Source organism: Pseudomonadaceae bacterium SI-3 (genome assembly GCA_004010935.1).
Lineage (GTDB): Bacteria > Pseudomonadota > Gammaproteobacteria > Pseudomonadales > Pseudomonadaceae > Stutzerimonas.
Map to the genome: position 1 here is coordinate 998,245 of CP026511.1, position 23,738 is coordinate 1,021,982.

General features: G+C 58.5%; 19 protein-coding genes and 1 other RNA gene. 5 read left to right on the forward strand and 15 right to left on the reverse strand.

The features are described from left to right. Window positions 1-7: 7 nt before the first annotated feature. From C1896_04815 to C1896_04870, 12 genes are all read right to left on the reverse strand, one after another. Window positions 8-1,198: a hypothetical protein gene (locus C1896_04815; GenBank protein AZZ44286.1), complete on the reverse strand. Its 1,191-nt coding sequence runs from the start codon at window positions 1,196-1,198 to the stop codon at window positions 8-10. Then, complete coding sequence (locus C1896_04820) at window positions 1,191-3,302, reverse strand: DEAD/DEAH box helicase (protein ID AZZ44287.1); 2,112 nt, start codon at window positions 3,300-3,302, stop codon at window positions 1,191-1,193. The genes C1896_04815 and C1896_04820 overlap by 8 nt, the downstream gene beginning before the upstream one ends. Beyond that, the gene (locus tag C1896_04825) at window positions 3,299-4,360 is read right to left on the reverse strand and encodes a DUF1016 domain-containing protein (GenBank protein AZZ44288.1); all 1,062 of its coding nucleotides are present in this window, start codon (window positions 4,358-4,360) and stop codon (window positions 3,299-3,301) included. Before C1896_04825 ends, C1896_04820 begins: the two co-directional genes overlap by 4 nt. Then, window positions 4,357-7,116 (reverse strand): class I SAM-dependent DNA methyltransferase, encoded by a 2,760-nt coding sequence (locus tag C1896_04830; protein AZZ44289.1) that lies wholly within the window; start codon window positions 7,114-7,116, stop codon window positions 4,357-4,359. The genes C1896_04825 and C1896_04830 overlap by 4 nt, the downstream gene beginning before the upstream one ends. A gap of 480 nt (window positions 7,117-7,596) precedes the next feature. Further along, the gene (locus C1896_04835) at window positions 7,597-8,127 is read right to left on the reverse strand and encodes a helix-turn-helix domain-containing protein (protein AZZ47533.1); all 531 of its coding nucleotides are present in this window, start codon (window positions 8,125-8,127) and stop codon (window positions 7,597-7,599) included. A gap of 52 nt (window positions 8,128-8,179) precedes the next feature. Beyond that, window positions 8,180-8,419, reverse strand: a complete 240-nt coding sequence (locus C1896_04840) for an AlpA family phage regulatory protein (protein ID AZZ44290.1) — start codon at window positions 8,417-8,419, stop codon at window positions 8,180-8,182. 459 nt (window positions 8,420-8,878) lie between these two features. Further along, window positions 8,879-10,084 (reverse strand): DUF4102 domain-containing protein, encoded by a 1,206-nt coding sequence (locus C1896_04845; GenBank protein ID AZZ44291.1) that lies wholly within the window; start codon window positions 10,082-10,084, stop codon window positions 8,879-8,881. Between the two features lie 173 nt (window positions 10,085-10,257). Continuing rightward, window positions 10,258-10,636, reverse strand: a transfer-messenger RNA (tmRNA) gene (gene ssrA, locus C1896_04850). A gap of 157 nt (window positions 10,637-10,793) precedes the next feature. Beyond that, window positions 10,794-11,102 (reverse strand): hypothetical protein, encoded by a 309-nt coding sequence (locus tag C1896_04855; GenBank protein ID AZZ44292.1) that lies wholly within the window; start codon window positions 11,100-11,102, stop codon window positions 10,794-10,796. Between the two features lie 165 nt (window positions 11,103-11,267). Continuing rightward, window positions 11,268-14,105, reverse strand: coding sequence for a 4Fe-4S ferredoxin (locus C1896_04860; GenBank protein AZZ44293.1), 2,838 nt, complete (start codon window positions 14,103-14,105; stop codon window positions 11,268-11,270). Window positions 14,106-14,177: 72 nt separating this feature from the next. Beyond that, window positions 14,178-15,347 carry an alpha-hydroxy-acid oxidizing enzyme gene (gene lldD, locus C1896_04865; protein AZZ44294.1) on the reverse strand — a complete coding sequence of 390 codons (1,170 nt, stop codon included), beginning with the start codon at window positions 15,345-15,347 and terminating at the stop codon, window positions 14,178-14,180. A 171-nt stretch (window positions 15,348-15,518) separates the two neighbouring features. Next, on the reverse strand, window positions 15,519-17,213 hold the full coding sequence (locus tag C1896_04870) for a lactate permease (protein ID AZZ44295.1): 1,695 nt from the start codon (window positions 17,211-17,213) through the stop codon (window positions 15,519-15,521). Window positions 17,214-17,495: 282 nt separating this feature from the next. On the opposite strand from C1896_04870, the gene pdhR reads away from it, so the two are divergent. Further along, window positions 17,496-18,284, forward strand: a complete 789-nt coding sequence (gene pdhR / locus C1896_04875) for a transcriptional regulator PdhR (protein ID AZZ44296.1) — start codon at window positions 17,496-17,498, stop codon at window positions 18,282-18,284. A gap of 70 nt (window positions 18,285-18,354) precedes the next feature. Here pdhR and smpB read toward each other — a convergent pair whose 3' ends face one another. Then, the gene (gene smpB / locus C1896_04880; GenBank protein AZZ44297.1) at window positions 18,355-18,837 is read right to left on the reverse strand and encodes an SsrA-binding protein SmpB; all 483 of its coding nucleotides are present in this window, start codon (window positions 18,835-18,837) and stop codon (window positions 18,355-18,357) included. A gap of 228 nt (window positions 18,838-19,065) precedes the next feature. Between smpB and C1896_04885 the strand changes: the two genes are divergently transcribed. Both C1896_04885 and C1896_04890 read left to right on the forward strand, forming a co-directional pair. After that, window positions 19,066-19,500, forward strand: a complete 435-nt coding sequence (locus C1896_04885) for a ubiquinone-binding protein (GenBank protein ID AZZ44298.1) — start codon at window positions 19,066-19,068, stop codon at window positions 19,498-19,500. Continuing rightward, window positions 19,493-19,822 carry an RnfH family protein gene (locus C1896_04890; protein ID AZZ44299.1) on the forward strand — a complete coding sequence of 110 codons (330 nt, stop codon included), beginning with the start codon at window positions 19,493-19,495 and terminating at the stop codon, window positions 19,820-19,822. The genes C1896_04885 and C1896_04890 overlap by 8 nt, the downstream gene beginning before the upstream one ends. 61 nt (window positions 19,823-19,883) lie before the next feature. On the opposite strand, the gene C1896_04895 is transcribed toward C1896_04890, so the two are convergent. Then, a complete protein-coding gene (locus C1896_04895) occupies window positions 19,884-20,390 on the reverse strand; it encodes an outer membrane protein assembly factor BamE (protein AZZ44300.1) in 507 nt (168 codons plus the stop codon). Between the two features lie 93 nt (window positions 20,391-20,483). On the opposite strand from C1896_04895, the gene C1896_04900 reads away from it, so the two are divergent. Further along, window positions 20,484-20,891, forward strand: a complete 408-nt coding sequence (locus C1896_04900) for a ferric iron uptake transcriptional regulator (protein AZZ44301.1) — start codon at window positions 20,484-20,486, stop codon at window positions 20,889-20,891. 290 nt (window positions 20,892-21,181) lie between these two features. Here the strand turns inward: C1896_04900 and C1896_04905 are convergent, their stop codons facing one another. Then, window positions 21,182-22,858: a DNA repair protein RecN gene (locus C1896_04905; protein AZZ44302.1), complete on the reverse strand. Its 1,677-nt coding sequence runs from the start codon at window positions 22,856-22,858 to the stop codon at window positions 21,182-21,184. A 234-nt stretch (window positions 22,859-23,092) separates the two neighbouring features. Between C1896_04905 and C1896_04910 the strand changes: the two genes are divergently transcribed. Beyond that, on the forward strand, window positions 23,093-23,662 hold the full coding sequence (locus C1896_04910) for a nucleotide exchange factor GrpE (GenBank protein ID AZZ44303.1): 570 nt from the start codon (window positions 23,093-23,095) through the stop codon (window positions 23,660-23,662). The last annotated feature ends 76 nt before the right edge of the window (window positions 23,663-23,738 follow it).

Genomic DNA, 23,738 nt, shown 5'->3' on the forward strand with positions numbered 1-23,738 from the left:
CAGCGCCTCAGCTGACCAGGCGAGCCGTTTGTGGGTCATACGCTACACCGGTAATAGACCCATCCCGAATGCGCTCAACCGCTTCATCAATCACATGCAGCGGCACTAGGAACCATTCCCTTGGCTTAACCGGATTGCCGAAGCGGTCTTCGATGGTTAAGTCCAGCTGCGCTGCGCCAAACAGGCGGTGGAAGATGTTTTCCAGCCGGGTACGGTTCAGGTTGTGAAGCTTGTAAGTCGCGACCACTTCCACATCGGCCAGCAGGTAGGTGGCATCCTTCGCGGCCGCCGCGATACGGGTTTCCACTCGGCCGCCGGTTACGCCGATCTTGTGGATCAGCTCGCGGTGCTCGGCTACGAATGGGTGGCTGGACTGGCTGCGCAGCACATAGATAGTGCCAGTCTCGATGTCGTCCGGCTCGGTTATGTCGCTGAATAGCGGGCCGGAATCTACCTTGATGAGCCGAGACCCGGCACGGCCGTCACTGTCTTTGTAGAGCGCCCGCTGCAAGGACCGTAATAGCAGATCGCTTTCCGTCTCATTGGAGTAGATGACGCGCAAGCGCCCATTTGTCTCCGCATTCGGCGTCCTGTAGGTGTCGCCCACTTCGGCAACATAGGCGATCAGTCCGCTCAAAATGAAGAAGTCCCCTGCTTCGATGCTGGCGTTCTTGCCAAAGGGCTTGGTTACCCACGATTTTTGTTTGAGGCCCGCTTCCACCTCATCAAACAGTGGCTTAAACCTCTCGAAGTCTTTACACGGGTTCCGGGCGGCAATTTCTTCTGCCGCCTTTATTGCCGCACTGGATCGCACATGCCGCAGCACGGTGATGTCGTCCTGATCGACGGACTCACTGCCGATGCCGAGCTCAGCGAGTAATGCGTCCTCATCCAGGTCGTCCACATTTACTGCGGCGGCCGCAGTACCTGACAGTAGGCCGTGACTATCAAAGCCTGCCAGTAGGGTTTGTGCCTCCGGCAGCTTGCGCAGCTGATCCAGGCGCACGGCATACAAACGCTCGAAGATGTCGCAATCCTCGCCATGCAGTGGGGCGCGGCCGTGGGTTTGATAGAAACGCTGAATGTCCTCGAAGCCAGCGATGATGCGTTCTTCGCGAGGGGTTCGGGTTGTTATCTTGAGTGAAGGGACTTCTATCCCCAGCGCATTCAGCAGCTCGTCATCGTTCATTTCAGCCATTGGCAGAGCCCTCCTGTGCCTTCGCTTGGGCACGATAGCGTGCGAAAGCTACCATGCCCTCGGCGATAGTCTTTTCCCAGGCGTCGGCGGAGTTGATGTCAGGCAGGCGGCCACGCTCGTTCTTGAACTGCAGGGCACGTTTTGCCAGGTCTCGTGCTTCGTCTTCGGGAATGCTCACCTTTTTGGCCGCAATGCTGGCCTGAACCTGACGCAGGGACTTTTCGTCCATCGCCTTCGCCAGTACCGCATAGGCGGCGTCGAAGGGGTTGATGCGGTCGATTAGATCAATGTCCAGCTCGCGTACGTTAATGAACTTGCGCACGCCATCCAGCAGAGCAGTGCTGCCTTGTAAGGTGTCACTCCCGTTGGCGTCGGCCTGAGCCAACATCAACTTGGCCTGCTGGGTAATGTTCATTGCGGCGATAGCGTGTTGGCGGATGGCTTCCTGGTCGACGTCGCTCAAATCGGGGTAACGCTCGCGCACGATTTTCCCCATGCGCAGTTGGGTCAGCTCTTCCGGCAAGGTATTTTCCTTGTCGAATAGGCCGCGTTCCAGCACGGTTTTGTCCTGCAGGAAGCTAGTCACTACTTCGTTCAAATCTTCTTTGCAGATGCGCGTGGCTTCAGTGCTTTGCGGCGTGGTCAGGCCATTGATCTCAACATGGAACTGGCCTGTGGTTTCATTCACGCCCAGGTTGGTGCCGCCCGGTTGATAGCCTTCACCATCGTTGTAAACAAAGCCCTCTTTCTCCCCGTGGTTCCTCGGGGTGAATTCATAGCGCGGAGCAAGCACCTGTTCCATCAGCAGGCTGGCGGAAATGGCTTTGAGCATATCGTTCACCGCCTCGGCAACGGCAGCTTGATCGGCCATAGGCTCGGCGATCAGGTTGGTGAAACGCGAGCGCTCCTTACCCTCGGCATCCCGCGTGGCACGGCCAATGATTTGTACGATTTCGGTCAGGCTCGAACGGTAGCCGATGGTCAGCGCATGCTCGCACCAGATCCAGTCAAAGCCTTCCTTCGCCATGCCCAGCGCGATGATTACATCCACGTTGTCGCGGTTGTTCTTCTGTGCCGGATCTTTCAGTGCGCCGAGCACTTTGGAGCGTCTGGCCGCGTCGCTGTCATCTACCAGGTCGGCCACTTTCAGCGTGCGGCCGTCCTTGGCTTTGATCAGGTGGAAGCCGGTCGCCGGGTCGACACCCTGCCAATCGCCCAGCGAACTCATGATCTCGTTGACCTCGCGTTCCTTGTCTTTGAGGCTCTCGCGGGCATTTACGTTTGGAATGTGGACGATGGTTTTCAGCGCCGGGTCCAGCACCTTGGCGACCGCATCCACGTACCTCCCAGTGTAGAAGAAGTAGCCAATATCCAGCGACTTGAGCCAGCGATAGCCGTTTAGCTGCTCGTAGTAGGTGTACGTCACCGTCTCAAACTTGTTCTCTTCCGACGGGGCCAGCACGGCCGCGCTGTCGCCACGGAAGTAGGAGCCGGTCATGGCAACGAGGTGTACCTTGTCGCGGTTGATGAACGCGCTCAGTTGGCTGCCCAGTTTGTTGTCTGGGTTGGCAGAAACGTGGTGGAACTCATCGATGGCAATTAGGCGGTTGTCGAACGCGTCGATGCCCAACTCTTCCACGGCAAAGCGGAAGGTGGCGTGGGTGCAGACCAGCACCTTGTCGCTGCTGTCTAGGAAGGCGCGCACGGCGTCCACCTTGGACTTGGCCACACGCGGCTCATCGATGCCTGGGGCATTGCACAGGTTCCACTGCGGAGCCACCACCCAGTCCCAGTAGAAACCATGCTGGCTCAGCGGCTCATCGGCAAAGCTGCCGCCAATGGAGCGCTCGGGCACTATGACGATGGCCTGTTGCAGGTTCTGGTTATGCAGCTTATCCAAGGCGATAAACATCAGTGCGCGAGACTTGCCCGATGCGGGGGGCGATTTGATCAGCAGGTACTGTTCGCCGCGCTTGGTATAGGCGCGCTCTTGCATGGTGCGCATGCCCAGCTCATTTGCCTTGCTGGATGCCCCAGTGTGCGCTGTAGCAATGGATACCGACGGCACCGTGTAGCTGTTGGTCGGGTTGGTGGTGTTCGTCACTGTGATTCGTCCTCCATGAGGGTGCCGTCGCCCGCCAGTTCACGTTCGATCTGTTCAATGCTGGGCAAGCTGGTTTGCAATTCTGCAGGCAGAGATTCGAGCAATTTGTACTCGGCAATGCCCATGGGCTGGGTCTTATCGCCCAGCGCATATTCCGCCACGATCTTGTTTTTGCTCTTGCAGAGCAAAAGGCCGATGGTGGGGTTGTCGTGTTCATCTTTGACCTGGCGATCCACCGCAGTCATATAAAATCCAAGCTGGCCCAGGTGCTCGGGCTTGAACTTGCCGGCTTTGAGCTCGATCACCACATAGCAGCGCAGCTTGAGGTGGTAGAACAGCAAGTCAATGAAGAATTCGTCGCCGCCTACATCCAGCACTACCTGCCGCCCGACAAACGCAAAGCCTGCGCCCAGCTCCAACAGAAACTCGGTGACGTGTTTGACCAGGGCGTGTTCGATTTCGCGTTCCTGCGCCTCATCGCGCAGGCCGAGGAAGTCAAACCGATACGGATCTTTCAACGACTCGCGGGCCAGGTCCGACTGCACCTTGGGCAAGCTGACGTCGAAGTTAGTGACCGCCGTGCCACTGCGCTCCAACAGGCGGGTTTCGATATGGATGTTCAGCACATTGCGTGACCAACCGTGCGCAATCGCGCTCTGGGCATAGGCCAGGCGCTGCTGTGAGTCTTTTAGCCGGGTCAGCAGTACCAGGTTGTGCCCCCAGGGCAATTGTCCAACAGCCTGTTGGACAATTGCGGCATCCGGCCAGGCCTCGGCAAAGGCGCGCATATACATCAGGTTGGCGCGGGAAAATCCCTTCATCTCAGGAAAGGCGGTGCGCAGGTCATGGGCCAGCCGCTCGATCACCTTGGCCCCCCAGCCCTGCTGTGCCTGCCGGGTCAAAATATCGTTGCCGATCTGCCAGTAGAGCAGCACCAGTTCGCGGTTTACCGCCAGCGTGGCGCGCTGCTGGGCGCTATGGATGCGGCCTTTGAGGTCTGCTAACCACTCGCCGTAGCCCTCGGGTGGTGTGGTCAGGCTAGCAGGGGTGTCGTTCATGCCATTTTCCCTCGTAGCTTCTTCGGCGTGGCCTTTGCTGTGTCTGCTGTCATCTTGGTGTAGAGATCAAACAGCTTCTCCAGTCGTTCGGTGTCGTTCTTGAAGCGACGACCGATATAGATACGCTCCAGCACTTCATCGTTGTGCTCGTGGGCACGGCGAAGGTTCTCAGGCATGGTGTCTGGGTCATACAGGTCGGCGATGGTGGCGGGGAAGTGTGCTTCGCGGGCCAGCAGAATATCTTCAGCGCAGCGGGTCAGGTCGACCTTGTTTTGCTCTGTGAGCCTCGGCACTGGGAAGGTGTTCCAGCCAAGTGTGTTGGAGTAGCGGAAGTCCGTTTTCATTTTTCCGCAGACGGTGCCAATCCAAACGAGGTGCAGGCGGGAGGCGATGAGGGCCATGTTCCAAAGTGGGGCGTCGTAGAGGGCAAGTGCAAGATTTGAGACGCGCACGTCACTCGTCAGCAAACCGCAAGGGAGATAAGCGCGGCGCTCCGACGAGACGCTTGGAATGATGATGGTGTGGTCGTTTCCGATGATAGTCCGTTCAAACTTGTAGGGTGTGTCGAGGCCGGCACGGCCACGTTCACTGCCATGCAGACGATATTCTCGTATGCGGTCAAGCCTCGCCTTGATGGGCGGAATTGAAAAGGCGATCTGCGCTTGTTCGTCAGTTATCCAGAGACAGTACCGTTCTAGGCCATTGATGAACTCTTTGGAGCCAAGGATCGGCTTTATTAGAGGCGCTGCCTCAGGATAAGAGTCCAGCAAATCCCTTGCCTCATCGGGCGTGAGCAACAGATTTCCCTGATCTCTCGGGATGTTCCCGCCAAACATGGTCGATACACCAGAGATGGGATCATTCGCCCGCTCGACGATGATATTTTTGCCGGGCGCGAGATATAAGTTGATGCTTTCAACTTCTTTTCGCTCTTCACCGTCGAAGATGTATTTCTGTTTGACGCCTAAATTGGCCACGCCAACAATTATGCAGGTGACTTGCGCGTTCCTAGCAGCGTTGTTACCCCAGAGAAAAGCTTTGTGGCCAAAGAAAATCTCTTGCCCCGCCATGACTATTCTCGGCCACACCAGCGGAACCTGAACACCTTGGCAGATAGAGTTCGTAGAAACGAAGGCGAATCGGCCTCCGCTGCGAATGTAGTCTGATGCTTTCCAAAGCCACCCAGTGATGTAATCGACAGCGCGCACGTCTTTTTTGGTAAGGCTTTTTATGTCGCTCTTCTGCTCTTTCGATTGATATTTGTCGCCAATATACGGCGGGTTACCGCAGATGTACGTCTCGCCTCCTTCGTTTTCGAAGGCGATTTCAGATTGGTCCAATGGCACGTCGAACAAATCGTTCGCTGCCAGCTTCACGCTAGTCCCCGTCGGCGGGCACACCGCCAACCAATCCAGCCGCAGCGCATTGCCGCAGACAATCCAATTCTGTGAGTCTAACGGTAGAAATTCAGCTAAAGCATCCTGCTGCCCGCGATACAACACATCGCACTGAAACTCAGCAATGATAAGGGCCAGTCGGGCAATTTCTGCCGGAAAGTCGCGTAGCTCGATGCCGCGGAAATTGGTCAGCGGTATTTCGGACTTATTGTGAGCTTCGCCCCGGCGACGATTGATCTCCGCCTCGATATCGCGCATCTGCTTGTAGGCAATGACCAGGAAATTGCCGGAACCGCATGCTGGGTCAAATACGCGGATGCGCGCCATACGCTTGCGCAGGTTAAGCAGCTTGGCCTTGTTGTCGCCCGCTGCCTCCAGCTGAGCACACAGATCATCCAGAAATAGTGGGTTTAATACTTTCAGGATGTTGGGCACGCTGGTGTAGTGCATGCCCAGTGCGCCGCGCTCTTCATCATCGGCCACGGCCTGAATCATGCTGCCGAAAATGTCTGGGTTGATTTTTTGCCAGTTCAGGTTGCCGGCGTGCAGCAGGTAAGTACGCGCCATGCGCGTAAAGCGCGGTACTTCAGTGCTTCCAGAGAACAAGCCGCCATTCACATACGGGAATTTGTTGGCCCAGCCAGGCAAGCGCGGTTCTGCACCGGCACGCTCGGCCAACTTGAGGTTCATAGCGCGGAAGATTTCCGACAGCACCTGGGCGGTGTTGGAGCCGTCGCGCTCGCTGTAGTGCTCAACCGTCGTGGTAAACAGTCCGTCGCCAGTGAAGATATCTGTGTCTTCAGCAAAAAAGCAGAACACTAACCGAGACATAAAATGGTTCATGTCATGGCGGCGTTCGGTCTTGGCCCAGTCCGGGTTCTCGTTCAGCAGTTCGACGTACAGCTTGTTCAGGCGGCTGGTGGCACGCACGTCGATGGGGTTGTCTTTGATCTCCTTGATGGTGGAGATGCCGGCCAGCGGCAGCAGGAAGCCGAAGTGGTTGGGAAAGTCAGGGTAGTCGCAGGTGATGGTTTCACCCGTGATCAGTTCTTCGGCCTCCAGCGTTTGCCCGTCGGTGGAGAGGATGAACTTGGCTTTAGCTTTTATGGTGGCCGGGCTGGCGCGCAAGGCCTTGAGCGTTTCGCCCACGGTGCCAGGCTCGCATGCGGCGATATGAATGTTGCTGCGCAGTAGTACGCCGCCAGGTACATCCGAGGCGTTGTTGTTGCCAGCGCGCAGGCGCTTGAGCGCGGTTTCCTTGTTGCCGAATGCGGCCAGGAAGGTGAACGGGAACTCCGCCGCGTCAAAGGGCTCTAGGGCCAGGTCCGAAATGGCGGACTCAATTTCTACTGCATTCATGGTTTACCACTGTCCAGATCGCTGATGCGCGAAGGCGGCGATTTTAGCCGCTAAAATTTTTGGGCGAGGGTCACATCCCGGCCGGCACATGCCGCTCTGTCGGCCTGGCGTCAGCATCGCAACTCAGCTCTGCTCAGTCGCCTCGGTTTATGCTGGATGCCACTGGATTCGACAGCCGAGCGCCCTGAGCCAGTGAATGGGGAATCAATCATTACACGATGCCGGGGATGATAAAGGAAGGCGCTTCTGCAATGCGAAAAAGCGGCAAATGGGCTGGTGGGTTTCGTCGAATCGAGCTTACGGTAGCTGCCCGTAACCCAAAATGGCTTCGGGGCTTTCACTCAGGAGGTTGCGTCGCCCCCAGAACTACTCTTTTTTATTTTATCTTTCTTTTTAGCGGCTCAGCCTGAGCTGTATTCCAACGCGACGGAGCTCTAGGTGAGCTCCATCCAGATGGTACACAGCTCAGGTTGATACGTGTCACTCTGAGCTGTGTATAAGATCACCACGGCGATTGAGGTTTCTACGCAGCGTTTCTCGAATGCCGGCTGGCAGTCGATCTAGGTCGGTGTGCAATGAGCCTAAATCGATCTGGGAATTACCACCTGCCAGATTGATTTGTATATTCAGACGCTCGATATTCAGTGTTCGCGTACTTGCGAGATCGCCAGCGATCATGGCTTTTTTAAGCTCAGTAACGGTCTGCTGGGCGCGGTCCGGCACGTAATCCCAGGTTACTACGGTATGTGGTAAGCCGGCCTCAGTGACCTGGACCTTTTCGCGTAGCATGTAGTGATTGGATCGGCCGAACTTTTTCTTTGCAATGAAACCTGCTTTTTCGAGAACCCCTAATGCCCGTTTGACCTGTGCCTGACTGACTCCAGACTGTTCGGAAATCCGTTGGATGCCCGGTTTCGATAATCCATGGTCGAAATTGGCGTGTGCCTTGATGACGGCATAAACCGTAAATGCATGGGGCCCGATTCGGGCGACATCACCCTGATCGATCATGGCCCTAAAGACATGAAACCACTGAGTCTGTGCGCGCAGTGGGGCGGAGGTGTTAGTCATTGTTATGCCTCCCACGTAACTGTACGCGCGGCCGGCTCAGGATCCAGGCAGATATCTCCGTGCTGAGCCAGCCAACCGATCTGCTGCTGCCTAGATCATATGGAGCAGGGAATTTTCCCGCTGCTATGTCGCGATAGATCGTGGATCTCTTTTTCCCGACAGCGAGTTCAACCTCGGGCAGGCGAAGGAAGCGCGGTTCCTCTGGGCTGGGTGCAATAGTTTGTGCTGACATTTAACTGGTGCTCAGGCGGTGGCGTTGCAGCGGTCCTCAAGTACTGCAATACGCATATGTGTTGGGAGTGGCGCTCGGATTTTCCTACTGCAAAGCAGGGATGTTTGTCGGGCCTCGTGTTACGGGCCTCCGAGGTTTATTGCCGGCTTCAGCTGTGCGCATGACAGCTGAAGCTGTGTCTTTGGCGTGGGGGAGAGGAAAGACCCTGCTGGTACGGAATAGGAGTCCATACGTTTCTTTAGCAGCCTTGTTGCAGGCGAGCAGGCGCAAAAGGCCTGCGAGATGCTGGCGATACCCCGATGAGGTACCCAGAAAGTCCATTTGCTAACAGCAGATGGACTTCGGATTCTTAACGCCGTAACTGGGGCAGCGTGACGATCCCATGGAGTCCTATGAACGTCCGAGGGATGCCTGATTTTTACCAAGCGGGAATCGGTATTGCAAGCCCAGGCAGTGAGCTCAGGCCTTGATCGCATCTAGGTAATCTGACCAGCGCTGCATCATGTCGCGTCGTTCTGGCAGAAATGACGTTCGGTCGTACGCCCGTCCCAACGGATTTTTTACCGTGTGAGCAAGCTGATGCTCCAGGAGATCGGGGCGAAATCCCAGCACCTCAGCACCTATGGTTCTCGCTGTTGCACGAAAGCCGTGCCCAGTCATTTCGTCGCCGCTGATGTCCATGCGGCGTAACGCGCTGAGAACGGCATTGTTGGACATCGGTCGGTCGCCTCCTCGGGCCGAGGGGAAGGTATACCGATGCCTGCCGGTGAGCGGTTTCAGTTCGCGTAGAACAGCGACTGCTTGTTGGCTGAGGGGAACCAGGTGATCTGGGCGATCCTGTTTGGTAGCAGTTAGCCCTTTCATCTTGTGACCAGGAATCAACCACTCGCCAGCATCCAGATTGACCTCCGACCATTCCATATGTCGAAGGTCTCCGGGCCGGCAGAACAGCAACGGGGCCAGTTTTAAGGCACAACAGACAGGCATTGTTCCGCTGTAGCTATCTAGTGCTTTAAGCAGTGCGCCGAGTTTTTCAGGATCGGTCACGGCAGCAAAATGTTTCACCCGCTTGGCTGGGAGCGTACGTGAGAGATTGCCAATCTGGTTGGGTGGGGTGATACCGGCAGCTTCGGCGAACTCGAAAATCTGTTTGTAGATTTGGGCTACACGACGTGCCGTCTCGCGAGCACCGCGCTTGATGATGCGCTGGAGGTTTTCGACCAGCATGGGCGTGCTGATGCTGCTGATCGGAAGTTTTCCCAACCAGGGGTAGGCATTGAGCTCAAGGCGCTGCCTTACTGTGCGGGTGTACTCCGGATCCCAGGAGGATTCGCGAACAGTGAGCCATTGCTTGGCGACCGATTCAAAGGTGTGCTGGTGATCGAGCTGGCTGACCACTTTGGCCATGCGTCTTTGCAGCGAAGGGTCTTGGCCGCCGGCAAGCTGAACACGAGCGTCATCACGCTTGCGACGAGCATCCTGTAAGCCGACCTCTGGGTAAACGCCAAGAGCAAGGCGTTTTTCCTTGCCCAGAAAGCGGTACTTCAAGCGCCAGTAACGGCCTCCATTAGGCTGCACTTCAAGATACAAACCCTGTTCGTCATACAGCCGGTAGGGCTTGTCCTGGGGCTTGGCGTTGCGGCAGTTGGTGTCTTTCAAGGGCATTGGGGGCACATCCTCTCCGAGCGAGCTGATGAGCGTTTTATGCCCCCATATGTGCCCCCGTCAACCGTGGGATGCCCTGGGATTAGATAGCAAAACGTGGGCAATAAAAAAGCCGTAAAGCTTTGATTTCTCTGGGCTTTACGGCTTTTCTGGGTCTTCCTGGGAAGACAAAATGGTGGAGCCGGGGGGATTTGAACCCCCGTCCGCCAGCTCTCCACTGTCGGTACTACATGCGTAGCCAAATCTATTGAGTTAACTCCGCGCCGCCCGATTGGCAGGGTGCTTGGAGCGAGCTGCATGAGTTTTAGCCGTTACGTCTGCAGCGAACTTGGCGGCGATCCTGTTCTATCTGACAGTCATTTCGGGTTTACAGGCATCCCCTAGTGACCGCTGGCGCCGAAGCGACCAGATGAAGGTTAGGCGGCTAGCGCGTACCCTTCGTAGTTGTCGTCGTTGGCAACTATAAGTTTGCAACAGTGGATTTACGAGTTCTGTTACCAACTCGGCATGCACCTAGAGCTTTGTTACCGGCGTCGAATCCTAATCGGCCCCATGAAGCGTGTCGCTGCCTCATGTGTTGCGCAGTGTACGCCATAAGGTCTAGCTACGTCGAACGCTTGATTCCCTAGATTAGGGCGGCTCGTCGAAATTCAAGGGTGAACAGAGAATCGGCAAGGCCAACTGCTCGCGGCCCTGCCTAGCGGGCGTATCAGTTACCGGTGCCTGATCCGGTGCCGCTGGTGCCTGTGCTGCCGGAGCTGCCTGGTCCTTCCAGCCTGCGCAGTGCTTGGGTGGTGTGCACGATGCAGTTTTCGACGTCGCCAGCTTGCTGCGCCTGGCGCGCTTGCTTGATCAGCTCTTGAACTTCGCTGCGAGCCGGCTCACCGAGCGTGGCACTGTTGGTGGCCATGTCGTCTTCGATTTCCTGCATGTTCAACTGACATAGGTTCTTGTCGTCGGCGAACACGGCGGGGCTGGCGATCAGGGCAGCGGCGGCAAGTAGGGCAAATTTCTTCATAAAGTCCTCCAGGGAGTTAACTTCCCGGCGGGCCTGCCTGTTTCTGCAAATTGCGCGGCGGCGCCGAGGCGGGTGAGCCTCTGTTGAAACTGGGCTCCTAACTTCCGACTGCGGCTGCGCTGAAGCGTTTCATTCATGTGCGCCCGCCGCGGCGCAGAGACCCTCTCATACCTGTGCTGCAGCCGCTCTGGCCCGGCTGTTTCGGTTAACCAGATAAACCAGCCCGTGATAGTCGATCCCGCCATGTTGTGACAGGCCGATTTCACAGGTTCGGCTAGTGGAGATGCCCTCTTCGCAGATCTGCACAGCGTCTTTCAGGCTGCGCAGAGCGTGCGCATTGAGCTCGGGGGTGGTGAAGCCTTTGTCGCCAGCAAAGCCACAACAATGGATACCTTCTGGCACGACCACCTCCTTGGCGCAGCGGCGTGCGATATCAATCAGGGCCTGGGCTTCGCCGAGGTGTTGTGTACTGCAGGTGACGTGCACAGCAATCGGCGCGTCCTGCGGCTCGAAATCCAGCTTGTCGATCAGATGCATGCGGATGAAGCGCACCGGATCGAAAACCTGCAGACGATCATCCGCCAGGTCTTGAACCAGGCGCAGCGTGCACGGGCTGGTGTCGCAGTAGATCGGATCGAGCCCGCCGCGGCTGGCCTTTAGCAGGGCATCGAGCGTTTGCTGACGCTTTTGTTCGGCCTGGTCGGCGTAGCCTTTGGAGGCAAATGGCTGGCCGCAGCAAAGGTTGTTTAGCTCATCGGGAAAGACGACTTGGTAGCCGGCTTTCTCCAGAAGCGCACGGGTGGTGTCGAGCAGTGGCTCTTGTTCTTGATCGCGTGCTGCGGGACCCATGGCTCGCGAAACGCAGGCGGCGAGGTAAACCACGCGCGGACGTTGGTCCTGCGACGATGGTCTGGGCAGATGAAGCCGCTGTAGAGGCTGCGGTGTGGCTGGCGTCCACTGAGGTACACGACCTTTGCTGGCGTTGGTCAACGCTGCGGACGTCTTGCTCAGCAGGCGGGTGCCCATCATCAGGTGTGCACCATTGGCGACATGCAGCATGAACCGTGCGCCCTGCACGGCGGTGCTGAAATGCTCGGCCAACCAGCTGGCGGCGCGGGTACTCTCCGCATTGCGACCGCGCAGTTTGCGAACCAGATCGCCCGTGTTGATACCGACCGGGCATCGCTGTGCGCAAAGCCCGGTCGCGGCGCAGGTCTCGACGCCGTGGTAGTCGTAGAGTCGCTCGAGCTCGCTTGTGTCGATGCCGGCCCGCTTCTTCGCTTGAATATCGCGCCATACGACAATGCGCTGGCGCGGCGTCAAGGTCAGTCCGTTTGACGGGCACACCGGTTCGCAGAAACCGCACTCGATGCATTTGTCGATGATCTCGTCGGCAGCCGGCATCGGCTTGAGGTGCTTGAGGTGTATCTGTGGGTCTTCGCTGAGCACCACGTCCGGGTTGAGGATGCCTTGCGGGTCCAGCAGGCGCTTGATCTGCCACATCAGTTGGTACGCCTCGTGACCCCATTCCAACTCGACGAAAGGCGCCATGTTACGGCCGGTACCATGCTCGGCCTTCAGTGCACCACCGAACTCCACCGCAACCAGTTGTGTCACGTCTTGCATGAAGGCTTCGTAGCGGGCGACCTGCAGCGGATCGTCGAAGCCCTGGGTAAAGACGAAGTGCAGATTGCCTTCCAGAGCGTGGCCAAAGAGGATGGCCTCGCTGTAGGCGTGTTTCTCGAACAACTGGATCAGACGGTTAACCCCCTCGGCGAGGCGCTCGATGGGGAAGGTCACGTCCTCGATGATCACAGTGGTGCCGGTCTGGCGCACCGCACCTACGGCCGGGAAAGTGTCCTTGCGGATCTTCCAGAGCTGGTTGTAGACCGCTGGGTCTTCGCTAAAGTCGACCTGCTTTTCCACGGGGAAGTGGGCTATCGACGTCATGATCAGATTGATCTGCTCGTGCAGCAGCGACTGGCTGGCTGCTCGCGACTCGATCAGCAGCGCACAGGCGCCTGCCGATAACGCCTTGACCCATTCCGGCATGCCGGCCTTGTTTTCTACCGAGCGCAGGCTGCGGCGGTCGAGCAGTTCCACTGCCGAGACGGGCTGTTGCTTGAGCACCGGTACGGCCAGGCAGCAGGATTCCACATCGGGGAACACGACCAGCGCGCTGGCCTTGTGCGGATGATCCGGCACCGTGTCGTAGGTCACCGCGCTGATAAAGCCCAGCGTGCCCTCGGAGCCGACCATCAGGTGGTTGAGGATGTCGAGCGGCTCGTCATAGTCGACCAACGCGTTCAGCGAAAAGCCCGTGGTGTTCTTCAGGCGGTACTTGTGGCGAATCTTTGCAGCCAGATCGGTGTTGGCGCGCGTGGTGCGGCCGAGCTCTGCAAGCTGATCGAGCATGTTGCCGTGCGTCTGTCCAAAGAACGCGACGCTCGCCTGGTCTTCGCTGTCGACTACGCTGCCGTCGGCCAGCACCAGGCGCAGGCCAGCAAGGGTTTTATAGCTGTTCTGTGCCGTTCCGCAGCACATGCCGCTGGAATTATTGGCGACGATCCCGCCGATCTTGGCCGCGTTGATCGAGGCTGGGTCCGGGCCGATCTTGCGCTGCATAGGCGCCAGAACTGCATTGGCGTTGGCGCCGATCACGCCCGGCTGCAGGCGAATCTGCGCGCCGCCGTTACGAACTTCGCGCCCGTTCCAGTTATCGCCCAGCACGATCAGCACCGAGTCGGAAATCGCCTGACCGGACAGGCTGGTGCCGGCGGCGCGAAAGGTGACTGGCACCCGCGCGCCATGCGCTAGCTTGAGCAAGCCCACCACTTCCTCCTCGGACTCGACCCGTACCACCAACTTGGGAATCAGCCGGTAGAAGCTGGCGTCTGTGCCGAAGGCCAGCGTCGAAAGCGGATCGTCGAAGCGCCGTTCAGCCGGTATCAGCTTTTCCACGGCGGCGAGAAAGTCGGTCGGTAGAGCGGCAGGCGCGTTCATTTTCGGGCTCCGGTAGGAGAAGCGGGCCGCGTCGGTGTGCCACACGGCCTTCTGGATGGAACCAGCCAGACGTCAGTCGACGTGGCGGCTGGTCTGATAGTGGTCCACTTCGCGCACCAGCGAGTCGGCGCTGATTTCGCTGATGGTCTTGGCGCCGGTCAGAACCATCGCAACACGCATTTCCTTCTCGATGAGGTTGAGGAGGTTGGTCACCCCCGCTTCGCCATCGACCGCCAGGGCGTAGGCGAAGGCGCGGCCGAGCAGCACGGTATCCGCGCCAAGGGCGATCATCCGCACTACATCGAGGCCGTTGCGGATGCCCGAGTCGGCCAGGATTTTCAGGTCACCCTTGACCGCGTCGGCAATTGCCGGCATCGCGCGGGCACTGGACAGTACGCCGTCGAGCTGACGTCCGCCGTGGTTGGAGACGATGATGCCGTCGGCACCGAAGGTCACGGCGTCGCGGGCGTCTTCGGGATCGAGAATGCCTTTGATCACCATCGGGCCGTCCCAGAACTCGCGGATCCACTCCAGGTCCTTCCAGGAGATCGACGGATCGAAGTTGGCCGCGAGCCAGCCGATGTAGTCTTCGAGGCCTGTGGTGTGCCCACGGTAGGTGGTGATGTTGCCGAGGTCGTGCGGCTTGCCGTGCAGCCCAACGTCCCAAGCCCAGAAGGGGTGCGTCATGGCTTGCAAAATGCGCCGCATGCTGGCGTTGGGGCCACTCATGCCCGAATGCGCGTCGCGGTAACGGGCGCCGGGTGTCGGCATATCAACGGTGAAGACCAGGGTAGTAACGCCCGCGGCCTTTGCGCGCTCCAGTGCGTTTTTCATGAAGCCGCGGTCTTTCAGCACGTAGAGCTGGAACCACATCGGCCGCTTGATTGCCGGCGCGACTTCCTCGATCGGGCAAACCGATACGGTGGACAAGGTGAAAGGAATCCCTTTCTTGTCTGCAGCGCGAGCGGCCTGGACTTCACCGCGGCGGGCGAGCATGCCTGTCAGACCGACCGGGGCAAGGGCCACCGGCATCGACAAGGTTTCGCCGAACAGCTGGGTCTCCAAGCTGAGCTCCGACATGTTGCGCAACACGCGTTGGCGTAGGGCGATGCTGGCCAGATCCTCGACGTTGCGCCGCAGGGTGTGCTCGGCATAGGCGCCGCCGTCGACATAGTGAAAGAGGAAAGGCGGCAGTTTGCGTTTCGCGGCGGCGCGGTAATCCGTGGAGGCAGAGATGATCATCGTGTGTTCTCACCGAATGAAACGAGGTAGGTCTCGTGGTGCTCTCGTATACGACGAGAGGGCTTGTTCAGTCTGACGCTTCGATCCAGTGCCGAGGCGAATCGCGCGACCAGAGGGAGATTCCAAACGACTCTGCCCCGAGTTCAATCGGGGCAGAGTCCGTGCATTACATCAGACGCCGACCAGTGGGTCCGTCACGCCCATCAGGTAAATGGCGATCATGCCGATCATGCCGGTGGCCAGCACGTAGTACAGGGTAGGCCAAACGGTCTTGCGCAGTGTGATGCCTTCGCGGCCGAGTAGGCCTACGGTGGCCGAAGCAGCAACCACGTTGTGGATCGCGACCATGTTGCCCGCAGCGGCGCCGACGGCCTGAATCGCTACGATCATCGCCCCGGAGATACCCAGCGACTGCGCAACACCGAACTGGAATTGGCTGAACATCATGTTGCTGACGGTGTTCGACCCGGCGAGAAACGCGCCTAGCGCGCCGACCGAAGGCGCCAGCAACGGGTAGATGCCGCCTACGCTATCGGCCACATAACGTGCCATGGCGATTGGCATGCTTGGCAGATCACCGGCGTTGACGCCCGAGTTGATCAAGATGCGCACCATTGGCACGGTGAACAGCAGCACGAAACCTGCGCTGAGCAGAACGCTGCTCGACTCCTTCACTGCCGCCTTGAGCTCTGCGGCACGCATGCTGTGCATGAAGAAGGTAATCAACACCACAGCAACCAGAATTCCGCCGGGTAGATAAAGTGGCTCGATGCTGGCGCTCACTCCGGTCTCACCAAGAATGTTGGCAAAGCCGATTGAAACGGACTTCAGTGCGGCGGTGACTTGGGGGAAGACGCGGCTGATGACCAGAATCGCACCGACCAATACGTAGGGCAGCCAAGCGCGGAAAGCACTCATCGGGCGCGCCGCCAGGTCGTCGAGCTTCATCTCGATGGTGCCGATCCACTCAGCTGGCCAGTCTTTAGCGTCAGCGAAATCCCAGTTCGTTTTCGGCACCAGGAAATTGAAACGAGCAGCGGTGGTGACGATGGCCAGGCCGACCAGGCCGCCAAGCAGGGACGGGAACTCGGGGCCGAGGAACACGCCAGTGGCAACGTAGGGCAGGGTGAAGGCCAGGCCGGCAAAGAGTGCGAACGGCAGTACCTCGAATCCGGCCTTCCAGCTTTTTTCCTTGCCGAAGAAGCGCGTCAGCATCATTACCATGATCAGCGGCATGACGGTGCCGACGATGGCGTGGGTGATGGCAACGCTGCTGGTGATCTGCTGCAGGAAAATCGGCCAGCTGGAGCCTTGGGCGATCAGCTGCGCACCGAGGGTCGCAGTGTCCAGTCCGCTATTTACGCCGACGATGATCGGTGTGCCGACCGCGCCGAAGGACACCGGCGTGCTCTGTACAAGCATGCCCATCAGCACCGCAGCCATGGCCGGGAATCCCACCGCAACCAGCAACGGTGCTGCAATCGCCGCGGGTGTTCCAAATCCGGATGCACCTTCGATAAAGCAGCCGAACAGCCAGGCAATGATGATGGCCTGAATCCGACGGTCCGGGCTGATGGTGGTGAAACCTGCACGAATGGCGGTAATGCCGCCCGAATGCTTGAGAGTGTTCAGCAGTAAGATCGCGCCGAAGATGATCCACAACAGCCCCAGTGTGATGACCAGGCCTTGCAGGGTCGAGGCGATGATGCGGGTAACGCTCATGTCCCAGATGAACAGGCCAATGGCGGCAGTGAACAAGAACACGACCGGCATGGCGCGGCTGGCTGGCCAGCGCAGCCCGATCAGCAGAACGGCAGCTAGCAGGATCGGGGTAAAGGCAAACAGGGCGAGCAGTCCGTTAGACATGTCAGGCTCCCAGGGTCGAATTGAGCGAATGGGGGCCCGAGCGGACCGGTGATGAACAGATAAACGGAGACCGCATGAAGTAGTCCTCTTCTTGTTGGGTACTTCCGCTTGTAAAGTGGTATTACCAATTTACATGGGAGTCCGGCCAGCGTAAGAGGTCCGTCGGCGTTGCGTCAATTAGCTAGCTATAGACTTTGGTCGCAGCACCAGTTGTTGCGTAGGCTCAGGCGGCTGGCTACGCTGGCTTTCCATATGCAGTGGTCAAACCAATCGAGAGGCGTGATGGAAGTGGGAATGGTGCGTCAGCGAAGGCTGGCCGATAACATCGTCGAGCAGCTCGAAACGATGATTCTCGAAGGCACGCTCAAGGCCGGCGAGCGCCTGCCGGCCGAGCGTGTGCTCGCTGAACAGTTCGGTGTGTCTCGTCCATCCCTGCGAGAAGCGATCCAGAAGCTGGCGGCCAAAGGCTTACTGATCAGTCGACATGGTGGTGGCAATTTCGTCGCCGAGTCCCTGGGTTCGACCTTCAGTGATCCGCTATTGCATCTGCTCGAGAACAACGCTGATGCGCAGCGCGACTTGTTGGAATTTCGTCATACGCTCGAAGGTAGTTGCGCCTATTACGCCGCATTGCGGGCGACTGAGGTCGACCAGCAGCGTCTCGGCGAAGCGTTTGCGGCATTGCAGGACTGCTATGCGCGGGAGGGAACGGTCACTCGTGCCGAGGAGGGCGCTGCTGATGCGCGATTCCATCTGGCGATTGCCGAAGCCAGCCACAACGCGGTTCTACTGCACACCATCCGTGGTCTGTTCGATCTGCTCAAGCGCAACGTGGTGACCAACATCGGTGGTATGTACGCGCTGCGCAACGAAACGCGGGACATGCTCATGCGTCAGCACCAGGAGTTGTACGACGCGATCATTGCCCGTCGAGCGAACGATGCGCGCGACGTCATCCATCGACATATCAGCTACGTGCAGGAGGTGTTGGCGGAAGGCCAGCAAGAGGCTCAGCGTCTAGCGCGTGCACAGCGGCGTCAGGGGCGGTCGGAAAAGCATATAGAGAGCTGATGCGCTGAGAGAGGCAGCTAAGCAGTCCGGTCGACTGAGCGGGGCAGGCCCGCTCGGTGACGTGAAAGGCTTAGTCTTCCTTTCCCTTGGTGCGCATGGCGCGCTGGATCTCACGGTCGGAGTCGCGCTCTTTCTCGGTGTGGCGCTTGTCGAATTCCTTTTTGCCCTTGCCCAGTGCGATATCACACTTGATCAGGTGCTTTTTCCAGTAGATCGACAAGGCGACGCAGGCGTAACCCTTCTGCTGCACGGCACCGAACAGCTTGCCCAGCTCACGCTTGTTCAGCAGCAGCTTGCGGGTGCGAGTCGGGTCGGCAATCACATGGGTGCTAGCCGTGGTCAGCGGGGTGATGTGACAGCCCATTAGCCAGGCTTCGCCATCTTTGAGTAGGACGTAGCTGTCTACCAATTGCGCTTTGCCGGCGCGGAGGCTTTTCACTTCCCAGCCGGCCAGAACGAGGCCCGCCTCGAATTTCTGTTCGATGAAGTAGTCGTGTAGCGCTTTCTTGTTTAGCGCAATGGTCCCGGGGGACTGTTTCTTCTGTTTGGCCATAGGCTGCGCATTATAGGGAGTCGCGTTGCGGCTGGCGATAACCTCATGCTGCGACCGTGCGAAACTTGAGAGGGGTGCGCTTATCCCCGACAATGGCGATCTTTACGTTTGTTCATGCTCAGGGACCGGCTCCGCCACCGGTATCTGAGTTTTCATGCTTGTTCTCGATAGCCGCTGCCGGCTCTGGCCGTAGCTGCTGTTGTTGACTGACGAAGTAGAAGGGATCGAATGACGACGCATATTCAACGTTCGGCGCTGCTGCCCTATCCGGCACGCGCGCTGTTCGACATGGTCAACGATGTAGCCAGCTATCCCCAGTTTCTGCCCTGGTGTTCGGCGACCGAGGTGCTGTCCAACAGCGAAACCCAGATGCAGGCAAGCATGACCGTGGCCAAGGCTGGCATTAGCCAGCGCTTCCTCACACGCAACGAATTGCAGGTGGGCAAACGCATCGAAATGTCGCTGGAAGAAGGGCCTTTCAGCCATTTGCATGGAATCTGGGAGTTCAAAGCGTTGGGCGAGAAGGCCTGCAAGATCAGTCTTGATCTGACCTTTGATTATGCCGGACCCGTGGTCCGTGCCACCTTGGGGCCTTTGTTCAATCAGGCGGCCAATACCTTGGTCGATGCGTTTTGCGACAGGGCTAAGCAGCTGTATGGATAAGCCGATGATTGCGGTCGAGATCGTCTATGCACTGGCGGATAAGCAGAAGTTGCTGAGCTTGGCCGTGCCTCAGGGCATCAGCGTCCGTGAGGCAGCGCTACGCTCGGGAATGGACAACTACTTTCCGGGGCTAGATCTCGCCACGTCACCGCTGGGCATTTTCGGCAAGGCGGTACCCAAGCCGGAAGAACGCACACTGGTCGAGGGGGAGCGCGTCGAAATCTACCGACCGCTGATCGCCGACCCGAAAGAAGTTCGCAAGCAGCGCGCGGCGAAGGCCGCGCAGAACAAGGCGGGGGAAGCGGGTGAGTCAGCCATCTAGGCCGTAAGGTGCTACGAAAAAAAAGCCCGGCATGCCGGGCTTTTTTGTGGCCGTTTGATGGCTAGTCTGTTTCCAAGCGGCCTGGAGTTGGCACCGGAACAGGCTCGGCCGCGTCGACGTCGCCCTGAATCTGCTCGAGCAAGGAGTCGGGTTTGGTTGCCTCAGGCTCGGTGCTGACAGGGTCTTCAGTGCTCGCGGGCAAATCGGTCCCCAGAATGGCTTCGTCACGGCTCACGCCGGGCTTGAAGTCACCCGCAAGACCGGCGAGCTGGTCGTTTGCGTTGAATACAAGGCTCACCCGTTCCTGCTGGCGTTGTCTGCCGCCTGGCTGGATGCTGTACAGATAATCCCAGCGGTCGGCGTGGAAAGTATCGGTGATCAGAGGGTTGCCCATGATAAACCGCACTTGCGATCGGGTCATTCCTGGGCGCAACTGGTCTATCATGTCTTGCGTAACGACATTGCCCTGTTGAATGTCGACCTTGTAAACCCCGGGGAATGAACAACCGGCGAGTGCGAACAGGCCCACTAGCGTGAGGCTGGACAGCATGAGCTTGGTGTTTTGCATCGGTAGGTGACTTCCACTATCTTGGCTGGGCAAAGCCCGGATCATACCCGTATTGAAGGAGGCTGCGAAACAGCAGCAGCGAGAAAGCCAACCATGGTTGAAAATAGCGAACTACGCAAAGCTGGCCTCAAAGTAACCCTGCCACGGGTCAAGATCCTGCAGATGCTGGATACCACCGATCGGCGCCATATGAGTGCCGAGGACGTCTACAAGGCCTTGATGGAAGCCGGCGAGGATGTCGGTCTGGCGACCGTTTACCGCGTGTTGACCCAGTTCGAGGCGGCTGGCCTCGTGGTTCGGCATAATTTCGATGGCGGCCATGCCGTATTCGAGCTGGCAGACGGCGGCCACCATGATCATATGGTCTGCGTTGATAGTGGCGACGTCATTGAGTTCTTCGATCCGGAGATCGAGAAGCTGCAAAAGGAAATCGTCAAGCGTCACGGCTACGATCTGGTCGATCACAACTTGGTGTTATACGTCCGCAAGAAACCCGAATGATCGCCAGCAGTCTGCAGCAAAATCGATTTCTAACACTTCTTGCCGCATGACAAAGCCCGCCTATTGGCGGGCTTTGTTTTTAAGTAAATGATTGTTCGAGAACCGCCGCTTCGGTTTTTCGGCTATCTAGCCTATCAACGGCCAAGCGTTGGCCGCGTGCGTGCGCTCTGTTTGTATGCCAGTCAGTGCGAGCCGCAAGTAAGTAAGCGTAAGGTGGCTGGCCCCAAGGCCGCTAACTAGCCTTTCTCAGCAGGCGAGGCGATCCTGAGTCGCAGTGCTTTTAAGTTTGATCAGGACGCTTGGGCAGAGTCGATCATCTGACGGGCATGGGCCAGTGCTTGCTCGGTCAGGTCGAGTCCGCCGAGCATGCGGGCGATTTCCTCGACCCGCTCGCCGCCATCCAGTGCGGCAACGGCTGTGTGGGTTGCATCGGCACCGCGTGCCTTATGGACAAACAAGTGGTGGTGGCCTTGCGCAGCGACTTGCGGCAGGTGGGTTACGGTCAGTACTTGGCCTCGCTCGCCAAGCCGGCGCAGCAATTGGCCAACCACTTCCGCGGTCGGTCCGCCGATGCCGACATCTACTTCATCGAACACTAGAGTCGGGATGCGTGAGGTTTGTGCAGTGATCACCTGGATCGCCAGGCTGATACGCGACAGCTCACCACCTGAGGCAACCTTTGCCAGTGGGCGTAATGGCTGGCCTGGGTTGGCGCTTACGAGAAACTCCACCTGTTCCAGTCCGTGGGGCATAAGGTCTCCGTCTGCGGCGGGCTTCAACACGACGCTGAATTTGCCACCCGGCATGCCCAAACGCTGGATTTCCGCTTCGACTGACTCTGCCAACGAATCGGCCGCGTGCTGGCGCGAAGCGCTCAACTGTTCGGCCTTTTCTCGATAGTGCCTTTCATAGGCAGCGAGCTCCTCGCTGAGCTGCTCCAGTGCAGTGTCGTCGGCGTTGAGGCTTTCCAGTTCTTCGAAGAGGTGTTGCTGCAAGGCGGGTAATTCCGGCGGCTGAACGCGGTGTTTGCGCGCCAGGGTGTAAATGCTGTCGAGACGTTCTTCCAGCGTTTGCTGCCGCTGTGGGTCGGAATCGAAGTGATCGAGAAAGCGGTTGAGTTCGCCCACCGCTTCTTCGACTTGGATCTGTGCGCTGGAGAGTAGGTTGACGGCCTCGCCGAGCGCGCCTGGCTGGTTCTGGAACCCAGTCAGGCGCTGCAGGCTCGAGGTCAGCGCCGACAGCACATTGCCAGCGTCGTTCTCGCTGCACAGCTCGATCACCTGGCGACAAGCGCCAAGCAGGTGCTCCGCGTTGGCGAGGTTCTTGTGCTCCTGTTCTAAGTGTTCCAGTTCGTCGTCACCGAGAGCCAACGTCTCGAGCTCTTCAAGTTGATAGCTGAGCAACTGGTGGCGGGCGCGCTGTTCGTCGCTGCTGCTGCTCAAGCGTTCTAAGCTTTGCCGGGTTTGCCTCCAGCGCTGCGCGGCCAGCTGCACCTGGCGGGCAAGATCCTGGCTGCCGCTGTACTCGTCGAGCAGTCGCCGGTGGGTATCAAGTTTGAGCAGTGATTGGTGTTCGTGCTGGCTGTGGATATCGATCAGCAATTCACCAAGCGCTTTCAAATCGCCCTGCGGGCAAGGCGTTCCGTTGATATAGCCGCGCGAACGCCCTTCGGCGGTGATCACGCGGCGCAGAATGCAAGGGCCATCGTTGTCCAGGTCTCGCTCGGCCAGCCAGGCTCGCGCATCTGGAATGTCATCCAGGTCGAAGCTGGCAAGGATGTCTGCCTTGTCCGCGCCAATACGCACCACGCTGCTATCAGCACGGTCGCCCAGAGTGAGGCCCAGAGCGTCCAGCATGATCGACTTACCAGCGCCGGTTTCACCGCTGATCACGCTCATGCCGCGTTTCAGCTCAAGATCGAGATGCTCGACGATCGCGTAATTGTGAACGGAAAGATGAACCAGCATGGCAGGGCTCCTGCATTGGTGACTGGCTATTTATACAGTGCTTTCGCGTGCCTCATCAAGATGCTCGGCATAAGCGGTACGTAAACAAAGCGGTCGGGTTCGCTCCGAAATCTTTCCGCGTTTCGTGCGTGCGAGTTTGAGTTGTGGGCGCGCCCTTGAAGCAGATTTTGTCGCCCCCATATAGCGGCACAAGCGCGGGTCGACGCCCGCTGACGTATCGATGAGGAGGACCGCATGGCCGACGAGCAAAACCTGGATAACCAGACCCCCGAAGAGAACGAGACCGCGCAAGCAGAGGTGACCGAGGATTTAGCTGGCCGCGTGCATTCTCTAGAAGAGCAGTTGGCCGCAGCCCAGGATCAGTCTCTGCGTGTGGCAGCCGAGCTGCAGAACATTCGCCGTCGCGCCGAGCAAGATGTCGAGAAGGCGCATAAGTTTGCGTTAGAGAAATTTGCTGGAGACCTCCTGGCTGTCGCGGACAGTCTGGAGCGTGGCCTCGAGTTGTCGAACCCGGACGACGAGGCGGTCAAGCCGATGCGTGAAGGTGTCGAGCTAACGTTCAAGTTGTTGCTCGACACCCTGGCACGCCATCAGTTGGTACAGCTGGACCCGCAGGGAGAGCCCTTCAATCCTGAGCATCACCAGGCCATGGCGATGGAAGAGAGCACCCACGCCGAGCCTGGCAGTGTGCTCAAGGTATTCCAGAAGGGTTACCTGCTCAACGGACGCCTGTTGCGCCCGGCGATGGTAGTCGTCAGCAAGGCGCCGGCAGAAACCCCGCCTTCGATTGATGAGAAGGCTTGAATTTCGGCTAGCGACCCCCATCTCGTAGCCAAGCGTTTTTGTGTTACCCGCAGCCGGTAAACAGGCGCGGATCAAT

What these genes read in the sequence shown, in the direction of transcription:
- C1896_04815 (AZZ44286.1), bottom strand. Translation starts at nt 1,198, where the DNA reads ATGGCTGAAATGAACGATGACGAGCTGCTGAATGCGCTGGGGATAGAA.
- C1896_04825 (AZZ44288.1), bottom strand. Translation starts at nt 4,360, where the DNA reads ATGAACGACACCCCTGCTAGCCTGACCACACCACCCGAGGGCTACGGC.
- C1896_04830 (AZZ44289.1), bottom strand. Translation starts at nt 7,116, where the DNA reads ATGAATGCAGTAGAAATTGAGTCCGCCATTTCGGACCTGGCCCTAGAG.
- C1896_04835 (AZZ47533.1), bottom strand. Translation starts at nt 8,127, where the DNA reads ATGATCGATCAGGGTGATGTCGCCCGAATCGGGCCCCATGCATTTACG.
- C1896_04840 (AZZ44290.1), bottom strand. Translation starts at nt 8,419, where the DNA reads ATGTCAGCACAAACTATTGCACCCAGCCCAGAGGAACCGCGCTTCCTT.
- C1896_04845 (AZZ44291.1), bottom strand. Translation starts at nt 10,084, where the DNA reads ATGCCCTTGAAAGACACCAACTGCCGCAACGCCAAGCCCCAGGACAAG.
- C1896_04855 (AZZ44292.1), bottom strand. Translation starts at nt 11,102, where the DNA reads ATGAAGAAATTTGCCCTACTTGCCGCCGCTGCCCTGATCGCCAGCCCC.
- C1896_04860 (AZZ44293.1), bottom strand. Translation starts at nt 14,105, where the DNA reads ATGAACGCGCCTGCCGCTCTACCGACCGACTTTCTCGCCGCCGTGGAA.
- lldD (AZZ44294.1), bottom strand. Translation starts at nt 15,347, where the DNA reads ATGATCATCTCTGCCTCCACGGATTACCGCGCCGCCGCGAAACGCAAA.
- C1896_04870 (AZZ44295.1), bottom strand. Translation starts at nt 17,213, where the DNA reads ATGTCTAACGGACTGCTCGCCCTGTTTGCCTTTACCCCGATCCTGCTA.
- pdhR (AZZ44296.1), top strand. Translation starts at nt 17,496, where the DNA reads ATGGAAGTGGGAATGGTGCGTCAGCGAAGGCTGGCCGATAACATCGTC.
- smpB (AZZ44297.1), bottom strand. Translation starts at nt 18,837, where the DNA reads ATGGCCAAACAGAAGAAACAGTCCCCCGGGACCATTGCGCTAAACAAG.
- C1896_04885 (AZZ44298.1), top strand. Translation starts at nt 19,066, where the DNA reads ATGACGACGCATATTCAACGTTCGGCGCTGCTGCCCTATCCGGCACGC.
- C1896_04890 (AZZ44299.1), top strand. Translation starts at nt 19,493, where the DNA reads ATGGATAAGCCGATGATTGCGGTCGAGATCGTCTATGCACTGGCGGAT.
- C1896_04895 (AZZ44300.1), bottom strand. Translation starts at nt 20,390, where the DNA reads ATGCAAAACACCAAGCTCATGCTGTCCAGCCTCACGCTAGTGGGCCTG.
- C1896_04900 (AZZ44301.1), top strand. Translation starts at nt 20,484, where the DNA reads ATGGTTGAAAATAGCGAACTACGCAAAGCTGGCCTCAAAGTAACCCTG.
- C1896_04905 (AZZ44302.1), bottom strand. Translation starts at nt 22,858, where the DNA reads ATGCTGGTTCATCTTTCCGTTCACAATTACGCGATCGTCGAGCATCTC.
- C1896_04910 (AZZ44303.1), top strand. Translation starts at nt 23,093, where the DNA reads ATGGCCGACGAGCAAAACCTGGATAACCAGACCCCCGAAGAGAACGAG.